Here is an 11,935-nt window from a genome sequence, read left to right as displayed (position 1 = left end):
GGTATATGAAACACGTAAAAGGATACCGCGTGCAGGAAAATGCATTATTGATAGTAGAGCAGCCAGGAGGAGGAGCGGCATATATTGCCGGTAGTGGCTACTTTGATTTTATACAGCTTTCCCGCAGTGGAATTATTAAAAGAGCTTTATTGAATCTGAGCAGGCAGCTGTCTTTTTCTTTATCAGAGCTGGCGCAGGTGGTACATGTGTCAGAGAGAACGCTGCAACGCTATGCAGACGACGAGAAATTGTCTGCCGACACGTCTGAACGTGCTATTTTACTTTCCCAGCTTTACCAGCGCGGTACCGAAGTATTTGGCCAGCTGGAAAACTTCAAGGAATGGATGAGAACTCCGTTACCTGCCTTCAACTATCAAACCCCTATTTCGCTTTTAGATACCACCTTTGGGTTTCAGCTTATCCAGGATGAGCTGGGGCGCATTGAGCATGGCATCTTTGCATAAATCTACGAAACCATCAACATGGAAGTATACAGGATCAGTAAGTGCGCTTACATCAATGATCTGAGTGGAACAGGTGCGCGCCTGTATGGAGGCCGCTGGAACAGCCCGGGGCATGCTATTGTGTACACTGCCGGCAGCAGGGCTTTATCGGCGCTGGAAGTACTGGTGCACATTCCACTGAAAAATATAGTACAGGATTTCTGCATCGCTACCCTGCAGATCCCCGATAACATTGCCATTAAAGTACTCACCAAACATGATCTGCCCTCCGGCTGGCAATCGCTGGCGCCTTCACCGGAGCTGCAATGTATCGGAGATGAATGGATAGACACCGCTAAATATGCCGTACTCCGGATTCCATCCGTGGTAATTGCAGATGAATATAACTACCTGATCAACCCGCTGCATCCCGATGCAGTAAATATTACCATCCTGAATACGCAACCCTTCGTTTTTGATCAGCGGTTGAAAAAATAAAAAAAGCAGCGAAGTAATCTCCGCTGCTTTTCTATGTAAAGTCGTTTTTCCTATTCCAGGCCAAACAATCCTTTATTCAATACCTGCAAGGTTTTCTCTTTAAACTGACCATTGATCAGGATAGAGATGTTATGCCTGCTGCCACCATAGGAAATCATGCGCAAAGGAATTTCTTCTATCGCATCAAATAATTTGGTGATAATGGAAGGTGTAGCCGCCACTTCATTACCAACAATGGAAACGATTGTTTGGTGGTAGTCCAGTTCCACGGTACCAAAAGGTTGCAGCTCTTTCAGGATCTGATCGAGGTACTGCTGGTTATCGATGGTGATAGATACCGCTACTTCAGAAGTAGTGATCATATCGATCGGGGTGCGGTATTTCTCGAATATTTCAAAAATCTTACGGAGGAAGCCATATGCCAGCAACATGCGGCTGGACTTGATCTTAATAGCAATGATACCATCTTTTGCAGCAATTGCCTTTACACCGTTGCCGTTAGGCATTTCAGTGATGATAGTGCCTTTTGCTTCGGGTTGCATGGTGTTCAGCAATTTCACCGGGATGTTGAAATGCTGTGCAGGCCAGATAGAAGCAGGGTGAAGGATCTTGGCGCCAAAGTAAGCCAGTTCCGCTGCTTCATCAAAGGAGAGCTGATCAATCGGGAAAGTTTTCTTCACCACCCGCGGATCGTTGTTGTGCATACCGTCGATATCCGTCCATATCTGTACTTCATCTGCCTGGATAGCAGCGCCGATCAGGGAAGCGGAATAGTCGCTACCACCACGTTTCAGGTTATCCACTTCGCCCCTGGCGTTGCGGCAAATATATCCCTGGGTGATAAAGATATGCTGCCCTTTATGCTGGCTGATCAGGTTAGCCAGTTTAATTTTAATCTTTGGAATTTCCGGTTCTTCGTATTCGTCGATGCTCATGAAATCCAGCGCGGGTAATAATACCGCGGGAATACCGGCTTCTTCGAGATATACGCAGAAAAGACGTGTAGACAATAACTCTCCCTGTGCAAGGATATCTTTATTCAGTGCTTCATTGAAAGATATCTTCAGGATGATATTCAGAAATTCGAAGTGTTCATCAACAATAGCCTTTGCATTTGCGCGGCCGGCTTCCTTCTTCACCAGGTCGTTGCAAAAGGTCCGGTAATGGCTTTCCAGCTTGTCTATCTGCTGCTTCGCCTGCTCCTTCTTACCTTCTGACAGCGACTGACTGATTTCCACGAGGGAATTTGTGGTGCCTGACAGTGCAGACAGAACCACAATTTTCTGATCATTATCTGCTGTGATCAGTTGCGATACCGACTGCATACGCTCTGGTTTTCCCACGGAGGTTCCACCAAATTTTAACACTTTCATCTGAATGTTTATTTTTGCTTTAGCTACCTGAAACGCTGCATCAGCCTCATTCCGGGTGTTTTTTATGAACGATTGTGAATTAAAAATTCAAATTAAATTTAGCAGCAACTTCCTGCATATCCTTCACCACGGGCGCTATTACGGGAATACCCTTTTCCAGCCGCTCCTGATGCATTTCTCTTTCAGGATCTCCGGGGATCAGTACTTTTTTCCCGGCTACCGGCTCTGCTGCGCGGAAGCGATTGATCCAGGTATCCATGTTGGTCTTGAACTCTTCTGCCGGACGGAACGCATCTACACGCATGGCGCCAAAGAAATGTCCCAGTCCCTCTCCTACCGGATCCGGCGCCAGCGGGAGAAAGCTCACAAAAGGCGGCGCCCACGGGCCATAATTGGCGCCTGAAAGAACGGCCGAAAATATATCAACAATTGCTCCCAAACAATACCCTTTATGACTTCCATGCTCACGATCGCCGCCCAAAGGCAGCAAAGCCCCGCCACTCTTGAGTTCATGAGGATTGTTACTTGGGTTCCCTTCTTTATCCTGGATCCAACCGTAAGGAGCTTCTTCATTTTTGCGCTGCAGGATTTCCAGTTTCCCGTTGGCTGCAGTGGTGGTGGCAAAATCCGCCACAAATGCCGGCTGCTCTTTTGCGGGAATGGCTACTGCAATCGGATTGGTTCCCAGCATACGTTCGGTGGAAAAGGTGGGCGCTACCAGCGGACTGGCGTTGGTCATAGCCATACCAATCATATCCTGGTCCAGCGCTTTCATAGCGTGGTAACCTGCAATACCAAAGTGGTTGGAGTTTTTCACACTTACCCAGCCGGTACCAACGGCTGCAGCCTTTTGCATGGCTACTTCCATTGCATAGGGTGCTACTACCAGGCCCAGGCCCGCATCTCCGTCAATAACCGCCGTGCTTGGGGTTTCGTGTACTATCCTGATATTGGGCTTAGTGTTGATCCGCTTAGCCTCCCATAAACGAACATAGCCCGATAAGCGGGCTATTCCATGAGAATCGATACCTCTTAAATCTGCCGATACCAGCACTTCACTGGCCAGGGCTGCATGTTCCAGGCTGCACCCCATGTGAATAAATACTTCCCTGGTAAATTCTCTCAAATGATGATAAGAAAAAATATGTTCCATCTGTCAACAAGTTAGGCCTGAGCGGTGGGTCCACCAAAATTCAATGGTACCGATACCTGCTCCTGATCCTGAATCGGGCCGTGTACAGATTCGTATTTCTTAATATTATCAAGCATGGCTTTCATAAAACGCTTCGCATGCTGCGGCGTGAGGATAATACGGGATTTCACCTTAGCCTTTGGCAGACCGGGCATCACGTTCACAAAGTCTACCACAAATTCGGCATTTGAATGAGTGATGATGGCGAGATTGGCGTATTGTCCCTCGGCGATTTCTTCATTCAACTCTATATTAAGCTGATTCTGTTCTTCATGCTGATTTTCCATGTTGTATGATTTAGCCGTACAAAAATAGAAAAAGAGGACTCAAATGAGCCCTCTTTTTTTATAAACAGCGGATTGACCGGTATTAATAGTCGTCTTCGTCGAACTTGGTTCGCAGGATACCCGCCACTACGTACTTATTGCCGGGATCGGAAGATATTTGCAGTTCCATGTAAATACTGTCCGTTGTGTGCCCGCCCTTTGATTTTCCACCGTTAGGGAAAACTTTTCCGGCAGTAATGGTAACGGTGGCGTCGCTGTTCTCGTCTTTAGCGTTGGTGGCGCTGAAAGTAAGATCAGCTAAATTTACGTCTACCTTCGACTGAAAGTCGAATCCCAGGCCCGCATCCTGTATCCACAGCTGCTTTCCGTCGTCGGCAGCGGTGTTGAAGGTATTGATCTGTACATGGTCCCCGTCAATCTGGGGCGCGCCGTTGAGCGTCATGGTTACCCACCAGGTACCGGCCATTTTCACTACCTGTGTATTCTTCACGTCCGGCAATTCCTTTTTACAGGAAGAAAAAAGAACAGCACCCACCAGCAGCAGCAATCCTGTGATATATTGTTTATTCATTATTGTTCTCATGGTAATTATTTTAAACCGTTAACATTATAAAGCCCACCAAACCTTTTGATAAATAGGTACTTCCGCTGGTGTATTACTATTTCTGCTCCTTTCCACATCCGGGAATACCAGGCGTTTAGGGAATTTACCAGCTCCGGTAACACCGTTACGGGAATATACCAGCTGACCTGGGATGTAAGATGGATCAGTGGAATATACCGGGCTGTACTTAGGATAACCTGTTCTGTTTTGTTCCAGGAACCCTTCCAGTGCATGTGTACCCGGGAAAGAAGCCCATTTCTGCGTAATGATGGCTTCGAGCTTTTTATCAAAAGTAGCCCCTGTTGGGTACGCATATACCCGGCCTGCCTGAATGAAGGTATCAGCACTTAATTTGTATTGCTGAAATGCAGCCTGCACGCCTGCATCATAATAAGCTTTTGCTTTGGTACCACCGAAATAACGTTCGTCTGCTTCTGCCAGCATAAGATTGGTTTCAGCCCTGGAAATGAGATAAGCCGTATCAAGAGGCGTTTGCCTGAAGATAGCCGCTACGTTATAAGTAGGCGACAAACTGGTGAAGTCTCCCTGGTTAATACCATAATAAACACCCCTTGCAGCACCCGGTGCACGGAAAATTTTGGTCATCCGGGAATCTTTATTTTTCTGTAACCACGACATCATGGTGTAGCTCGCGCGGATATTGGTAGTAGTATTCAGGCTGCGGATATTTGATTCATATAACGGGTTGTCCTGGCCCGGTGCATCTTTAAATGTGCTGTAAGAGGCGTCCACATCTGTGAGGAATTCAGCACCGCTGTTAATCAGCTCCGTGATCTTTGTTCTTGCCAGAGTTGGATTTACATTCACCATACGCAGGTACATTTTTAATTTCAGCGTATTGGCAAACTTTACCCATTTATCCATATCTCCCTTATAAATAATATCCTGTGCTGCATTCTCATCAAGGATGGTAACGGTCAGATCTTTGGATAATGCGATATCCAGATCTCTCAGCAACCAGGAGTAGATACTATCGCCCCGGTCAAACTTCGGCTGCAGTTGGTTTAATCCGCCAAATGCTTCCTGGTAAGGTACCTGGTCGTACAGGTCTACCAATATCTGGTAAGAATAGGCTTTCATTACCGTTCCCATCAAACCAAAACTATAATCATGCAGACTGTCACACAATTTGAGCATCAGGCTGTAATCCTGCAGTGCGCCGGAAAACATCTGCGTATACAACGCATTGTAGTCTGTACGCTGGATATTATACGCATCAATGGTTTTGTACTGGTTGGAGGCATTACTTTGTGTCCAGTATTGCGACCAGATACCACCAATAACAGCGCCATCAGTACCGGCACATGATATGGTAGACATTACCGCAGGCGGAAACAACACATAAGGCGTAGCCCGCTCCAACGGTGGGTTATTCGGATCGTTGTTAATATCCAGGTTCTTCTTACAGGAGGCGCCCAACAAAAGCACCGCTGAAAGCAGGAGGAGAATATATTGATTGTTGTACGTTTTCATGATATCAGAATTTAAAAGATTAGAAGGATACCTTCAATGAAACACCATAAGATTTGGTAGTAGGCATGGATCTGAATTCACCAAACTCACTGTTCAAATCATTACCATAGTTGGATACTTCAGGATCAATGAATGTATTTCCTTCCGGTGTCCACACAAACATGTTGCGCGCAAAAACGGTCAGCATCAGGTTGCTGGCAGCAATTTTTCTGGCAGCTGATGAAGGCAGACTGTAAGAGAGCGTGATATCACGCAGTTTCAAATAGGTTTTGTCAATGATACGCTGTGAATAAGCGCCACCTTTATTAGTGGTATGATACCAGTAAGCATCATAGTTAAAATCTGTTAGCGGAATGGTATTTTCACCATATATTGGTTTGGCTTGTGCATCCGTACCAATCTGCATTACAGAATTGGGAACCACGAAAGCGCGTCTGTCGTTATAGGTAGATAATAAGGCATTACCCACGAAGTAGGTCAGATCTGCTGTACCGGAGTAGAACACACCGCCTTTTCTCCAGTCGAAAGAGAAGCCCAGTGTTAAATCTTTATATCGGAGTGTGTTTACCAATCCCATTGTAAAGTCGCGCTGAGATGTACCATAATATCCGTCGGTTTCTGCTGCTTTAGGTAAGCCGGTGGCATCCACAATTATTTTTCCATCTGGTGTGGTAGCGGGTACCGGGGCATAAAATACACCCAGGGGATCTCCCTTGCGGGCTACAAATTTTGCATCGTAAGCGAAATTGAGCACCACCTGGTTCAAACCTGCAGGAAGTTCTTCAACTGTATTCCTGTTACGGGCGTAGGTGTAGTTCATGGTCCAGGTAAAATCTTTTGTTTCTACCGGTATGATGTTAACAGATAATTCTATACCCTTATTTCTCACCTTACCGAAGTTCTGCGTAATGCTGGCATAACCGGAACTCGGCGTGGTAGGCACTGCCAGGATCTGACCTTTGGTAAGTTTATTATAGTAGGCAATATCAAATCCCAACCTGTTCCGCAGGAATTTTACTTCACCACCTAATTCATATTCATTACTTAACTCAGGCGCCAGTTCAGGATTACCAATGTTATCACCTACGGTATATCCGGGAATACCATTAAATGGAAAATCCAGTGTACCGAAAGGAAGATCTATGATCTGACCGGTAGACAGCGTTGTTTTAGTGAGATAGGGACCTGCATCGTTACCTGTTTTACCCCAGCTGGCACGCAGTTTTGCGAAAGAAACACCGCGATCATCCAGCTTCAGTGCTTCAGATAAAATGAAGGCGGCATTCACCGCAGGGTAGAAATAGCTGTTATTTTTTTCAGGTAATGTAGATGACCAGTCGTTACGGGCATTCACAGTCAGGAACAGGTATTCGCGGAAGCCTAAAGTAGCTTGTCCGTAAAGACCATAAATCCTGCGTCTGAATTCCTGTGTTTGTGATACCGGTGAATTAGGTGAGTTGGAGATCACGTAGAAACCTGGAATAGCCAGCCCTTTCACGGCTGAACTGAATATTTTTCCTTCCCGCTGGTTAACGTTAAAGCCAATCAATCCATCAATGGTAAAATCTGAACTCAGCTTTTTATTGGCAGTGAGCAGGAGATCGGAGTTGAACTCACCTCTGTAATCGCTGTTCTCCCTTACATAACCAACGTCTTCCTGTCGTTGCGCACCTTCCACGTTATTACCATCATTCCAGCTGTCGAGTGATGGTCTGTTTTTCGCTTTATAGGTTTTAGACTGGGCATTGGTAACATCAGCGCCAAGACGCCATTGTACATTTAACCAATCATTGATGCCATACTTCAGGTCAATGTTTCCGAAGATCCTGTTACTTTTCAGGTTATTCCCATTTTCATACAGGGAATAATAAGGGTTCTCTGCGTAAGGAGTGAAGTAGTTATCTACATTGTAATACTTGTTCTTGTAATCCTTGAACTGGGAGATATTGATGTCTACCGGAATCTGGATGATGTCTTCAAACAAAGAAGATCCAAGTCCTGCTTCACTGCGGGTAGATACTGCCTTTGCATTTTTATTTACGTAGTTAAAGGAAGCAGAAGCGGAGAACCTGCCGTATTTTGTAGATGCTCTTGCAGAGAAAGTATTTCTTTTATAAGAGTCTGCATCAGTAGGCAGGATACCATCGCTGTATACATTACCGTAAGACAGGAAGAAAGTGGATGTTTCATTTCCACCGCTAACAGCAATGGTATTGTTCAGTTCTTTACCGGTAGTGAAATAGTTGCGCACGTTATCCTTTACAAAGGAAAATGGTTTTGTTAATGATACCCCATCCACCGGAGCGCCCCACTCGCGGTTTTCGCCGGTTAAGCGTGGTCCCCAGCTACCATTTTCTGAAAGGATAAATGTACCACCCCAGCCTTGTCCAAATTCTTCCTGCATGGTAGGCAACATACCTACACGGGAAAAAGTGGCTGCTGAGGCCACATCTACTTTCAGCCCCCCGCTTTTACCTTTTTTGGTGGTGATCAATACCACACCACTGGCGGCTCTGGAACCGTAAATTGCGGTGGCCGCGGCGCCTTTCAGGATGCTGATTGCCTCAATATCATTTGGATTAATATCATTGGCATTGTTACCAAAGTCGTAACCGCCGTTGTTGACTCCTTTTCCATCAACGGTAGAACCGGGACGGTCGTTATTCAGTGGCACCCCGTCTACCACATACAGTGGCTGGTTGTTACCCTGCAGGGAAGAATAACCACGGAGGATTACTTTATTGGATGCGCCCGGAGCGCCGCTGGTAGTGGATATTTCAGCACCGGCTATTTTTCCGGACAAACCATCCATCATACTTACGGGCGCTACCCTGTTAATTTGTTCAGTAGCAAAGTTACTGGTAGCGTACCCCACGGTTTTCTTTTCACGTACCAGTCCCAAACCTGTTACTACTACTTCCTGCAGGTTTTTGTTATCTGCTACCAGTGTTACCTGGAGATTTGAACTTTCTCCCACGGTTATTTCCTGGGCTTTGTATCCAACACTTCTTATAACAAGCACAGTGGAAGCACCGGGTACACTCAGGTTGAATACGCCATTGTCATTGGCGGTGGTACCGGCGGTGGTACCTTTAACCTGGATGGTGGCAAACGGAACCGGATTGCCATCATTTCCCTTAACGGTACCTGTAACCTGTCGCTGCTGCGAGTAGGCCAGGTGAATGATTGCCATAAGCATGGCAAAAAGGAGGAACCCCTTTTTCATAAAAGTTTCAGATTTTGGTTGAAGAAGAAATACATCGGGTCTTATAAATGCTTACCCGGCAACAAATGCCAGTAGCTGCTTCCGGATAAGATGTTTTAGCTATTGTTGTATCATATTACGCATTAGAATGACAGCATAAAGAATCCATATCATGCCTCAGGAGACATAATTAATCAGACAGAATACCCATCGGTTCTGCAGTTACAGAAAATAATTATCGCAACATACGGTCGGGTATATTGCCAAATGGCTATGTAAAGGGAGAAGTGTTTTTTTTCATAAACAGTTCTGATTTTGGTTGTACAAGTCTATAATAGATCAACATGTGTTCTCTCACAATAAATTGTTGTATACCTCTTACTGTTGGCTAACAGTTGTAATTTCAATTACAGGAATGGTTATGTGCCCCGTTATAGCGTTTAAATCGGTAAAAGCCTTGCTAAGTCTCTCTCTCTGTCTTATTGATTTGAATCATGACAAATATCCTGCTGCGGGTTTACAGCCATTATCACAAGCTTTTTTCTTGCAGTAAGGTCTTTCTCATAAAGCAAATCAGATTTAGATTTTGGTTGACATCCACAAGTTAGAAAAAAAAAGTAAATCGTGATGCATCTACTTAACATTATTTTAACAGCAGATAAATTTAGTGCCGCAACAAATTGATAATCAACATGTAGCCGCATAAAAAAATTTCATTTTCCTGCTATTAAATACTGCAGCTGAAGTTGAAACAGTGTTTTCTTCTTCCCTGCTACCACATCGTTCCCGCTGCCAATAGCGGTTTGGCCCGGATACCTGCTTTGATGGCAGCGTGCCCAGCATGATAACCGGCGGTTCACTTTCCATTTTACATTCAGGTAATACTGCCATCCTTCACCATATAGCTGCGATACCGCATTTTCATATAGCACACTGCTTTCTGTTGCATATATCCGGCTATCATAACTACTGGTCTGAAAACGGGATAACCTTCCGCTTATTACAACGGGTAGATGTACAAAGCGGTAACTGGCATCCTGGTATATCATCCATCCCTGCTGCATATCCCCCGCTGCTTCATAGCTACTGTATTCCAGCCTGGTTTTGAGATCCAGCTGCCGGTTTACTTTTATAGTCCACTGGGAACGTATGTGCATCGACGTTACAGCGGTCAGTACTTTAACGGGGTTACCCGGCAACAATACATTTTCTGCCCCCTGCCGGTAGTTATACCGAAGTAACAGGGTCATTGTTTTCCCCGGTACATAACTGCCCTGCAGAAAAAAGTCTTTGCCGTAAGAAGGTGCATTACTCCGGTATTTCAGCCAGGGGAAATGAAAAATATCGGCATATGCATCGGCCTTTAGCCGCGGACTTATTTTCAAAGTAACGGCGGTGTATAATCCCTGCTCATTAACGGTGCGGTATCCATCGCCGAAGCCTTTGGCATATAGCGACTGGTAAGCCCTGTCATAATACCGGTATACAACCGCCATGTCTACCGCAGGCGCCACGCTGGTGAGCAATCCCTGAACTATGGCAGGTTTCCCGTTACTGCTCACCGCTGCCTCTCCGAATAAATGCACATTTTTCCAGCTGCCGGAATAGTCGATACTGGCAGCCGTAAGCCGGTTACCGTTAAAGTCGAATTGACTATAGGGCGCTGTTTTCTTTTGAAGTACCGGCGCTACATGATGACTGGTTACATTTCCTCCCACCTGCCACCGGTTGGCATGGTAACGGATATTCCCGCCCATGCTGAGCTGCTGTACCTGTCCACGTTTGGCGGCTTCGGTAGCCGTGCGGTGATATCCACTGCTGACGATACTGGCCGCAGTTACTTCATCCATCAGCGTATCCGTACTGGCGTCCTGTTTGCGGAAAGATGCAAAGGCCGTCAATTCCCAGCACTGTTGTTGCAGCGTAACAGCTGCTCCCCTGAAAAAATAAAACTCCCCCGGTGAGGTGTATGGCCTCAACACTTCTCCTTCCCGCTTTGTTTGCATCACCGAGGCTCCTTTGCCGTATGCCTGTCCCTGCCAGTTCAACAATCCCTGTCCGAAGTTCACTGTATAATCCCCCAATGCAAGGGCCTTTATTCCCCGGTAGTTCCGGATAAAAGCATGCGCACTGTAAAAATCAAATCCCTGCTTTTGCGCCCCTTTAAAAAAAGCTTCCCCGGCATCTTTCTCCATCACTATTCCCCAGCTCATGTACCGCGGGAAATTATAACGGTAACGCATAAACAATTTCTCCGGGCTTCCCCTGTAGGCAGGTAAGGTGCTGTCGGTGTGCAGATACCCCTTTGCTTTCTCCCCTGCGCGGGCGTAGCGCAGCAGGAATGAATGATCGCCTTTATGCACATAGTCCCTCAATGTATAATGAGGCGCCAGATCATCGCCTACCGTCACATAAGGCAGTATGCGCCGGATAACATCCGGTTCAAACCCCGGCACCGCCTGCAATTCATAAATACTCAGCAGATCCCCCAATAAAGCGCGGTACCGCAAAAAGCTGCTGATCTGCAAAGCCGTAAGCACTCCCAACGACTGCAACGTTGCCTCATCTGCTGTGTTCAACCGGATCTTATGCCGCGCCAATGCGTTTAAAGTTTGCCATTGCGCATCATCCTCTGATACCGTTTCTGTACCAGCTGCTTCGTTTTCCAGGTTATTTTCCATTGCCGGAGGCAACGCCTCTTCCTGTTGACGGGCCCACGCTTTCCGCCCATACAGCAGCAACAACAAACAACCGGTGACGCCGCAAATCGCTGAGCGGATAGTTGCCATATCAATAACATTGAAAGTTTAATTTCCTGCCGCACCACCTCCGGAAAACT

9 protein-coding genes are annotated in these 11,935 nt (G+C 46.2%); 2 read left to right on the top strand and 7 right to left on the bottom strand.

The annotated features are described in order from the left end of the window. Window positions 1–5 precede the first annotated feature (5 nt). Together parS and V7S65_RS29445 are read left to right on the top strand one after the other, a co-directional pair. Window positions 6–464: a type II RES/Xre toxin-antitoxin system antitoxin gene (gene parS / locus V7S65_RS29450; RefSeq protein ID WP_079470685.1), complete on the top strand. Its 459-nt coding sequence runs from the start codon at window positions 6–8 to the stop codon at window positions 462–464. A gap of 18 nt (window positions 465–482) precedes the next feature. Beyond that, window positions 483–941 (top strand): RES family NAD+ phosphorylase, encoded by a 459-nt coding sequence (locus V7S65_RS29445; protein WP_079470686.1) that lies wholly within the window; start codon window positions 483–485, stop codon window positions 939–941. 50 nt (window positions 942–991) lie between these two features. On the opposite strand, the gene V7S65_RS29440 is transcribed toward V7S65_RS29445, so the two are convergent. The 7 genes from V7S65_RS29440 to V7S65_RS29410 all read right to left on the bottom strand — a co-directional run bounded on the left by V7S65_RS29440 (window position 992) and on the right by V7S65_RS29410 (window position 11,885). Further along, the gene (locus V7S65_RS29440; RefSeq protein ID WP_079470687.1) at window positions 992–2,314 is read right to left on the bottom strand and encodes an aspartate kinase; all 1,323 of its coding nucleotides are present in this window, start codon (window positions 2,312–2,314) and stop codon (window positions 992–994) included. 79 nt (window positions 2,315–2,393) lie between these two features. After that, window positions 2,394–3,467, bottom strand: coding sequence for an Ldh family oxidoreductase (locus V7S65_RS29435; RefSeq protein WP_336389082.1), 1,074 nt, complete (start codon window positions 3,465–3,467; stop codon window positions 2,394–2,396). Window positions 3,468–3,478: 11 nt separating this feature from the next. Further along, the gene (locus V7S65_RS29430; RefSeq protein WP_079470689.1) at window positions 3,479–3,793 is read right to left on the bottom strand and encodes a DUF3467 domain-containing protein; all 315 of its coding nucleotides are present in this window, start codon (window positions 3,791–3,793) and stop codon (window positions 3,479–3,481) included. 82 nt (window positions 3,794–3,875) lie between these two features. Continuing rightward, window positions 3,876–4,376: a lipid-binding protein gene (locus tag V7S65_RS29425; RefSeq protein WP_336389083.1), complete on the bottom strand. Its 501-nt coding sequence runs from the start codon at window positions 4,374–4,376 to the stop codon at window positions 3,876–3,878. A 24-nt stretch (window positions 4,377–4,400) separates the two neighbouring features. Beyond that, window positions 4,401–5,891 carry a SusD/RagB family nutrient-binding outer membrane lipoprotein gene (locus V7S65_RS29420; protein ID WP_111577841.1) on the bottom strand — a complete coding sequence of 497 codons (1,491 nt, stop codon included), beginning with the start codon at window positions 5,889–5,891 and terminating at the stop codon, window positions 4,401–4,403. A gap of 19 nt (window positions 5,892–5,910) precedes the next feature. Beyond that, a complete protein-coding gene (locus V7S65_RS29415) occupies window positions 5,911–9,117 on the bottom strand; it encodes a SusC/RagA family TonB-linked outer membrane protein (protein ID WP_336389084.1) in 3,207 nt (1,068 codons plus the stop codon). 692 nt (window positions 9,118–9,809) lie between these two features. After that, window positions 9,810–11,885 (bottom strand): ComEA family DNA-binding protein, encoded by a 2,076-nt coding sequence (locus V7S65_RS29410; protein WP_336389085.1) that lies wholly within the window; start codon window positions 11,883–11,885, stop codon window positions 9,810–9,812. Window positions 11,886–11,935 lie beyond the last annotated feature (50 nt).

Origin of the sequence: Chitinophaga sp. CCNWYY40 (assembly GCF_037483205.1) — a bacterium.
In the GTDB taxonomy this organism is placed as follows: domain Bacteria; phylum Bacteroidota; class Bacteroidia; order Chitinophagales; family Chitinophagaceae; genus Chitinophaga; species Chitinophaga ginsengisegetis.
This window is presented reverse-complemented; position numbering and strand designations above follow the sequence as displayed.

Coding starts and splice junctions, on each gene's coding strand:
- parS (WP_079470685.1), top strand. CDS start 6: ATGAAACACGTAAAAGGATACCGCGTGCAGGAAAATGCATTATTGATA.
- V7S65_RS29430 (WP_079470689.1), bottom strand. CDS start 3,793: ATGGAAAATCAGCATGAAGAACAGAATCAGCTTAATATAGAGTTGAAT.
- V7S65_RS29420 (WP_111577841.1), bottom strand. CDS start 5,891: ATGAAAACGTACAACAATCAATATATTCTCCTCCTGCTTTCAGCGGTG.
- V7S65_RS29425 (WP_336389083.1), bottom strand. CDS start 4,376: ATGAGAACAATAATGAATAAACAATATATCACAGGATTGCTGCTGCTG.
- V7S65_RS29445 (WP_079470686.1), top strand. CDS start 483: ATGGAAGTATACAGGATCAGTAAGTGCGCTTACATCAATGATCTGAGT.
- V7S65_RS29415 (WP_336389084.1), bottom strand. CDS start 9,117: ATGAAAAAGGGGTTCCTCCTTTTTGCCATGCTTATGGCAATCATTCAC.
- V7S65_RS29435 (WP_336389082.1), bottom strand. CDS start 3,467: ATGGAACATATTTTTTCTTATCATCATTTGAGAGAATTTACCAGGGAA.
- V7S65_RS29440 (WP_079470687.1), bottom strand. CDS start 2,314: ATGAAAGTGTTAAAATTTGGTGGAACCTCCGTGGGAAAACCAGAGCGT.
- V7S65_RS29410 (WP_336389085.1), bottom strand. CDS start 11,885: ATGGCAACTATCCGCTCAGCGATTTGCGGCGTCACCGGTTGTTTGTTG.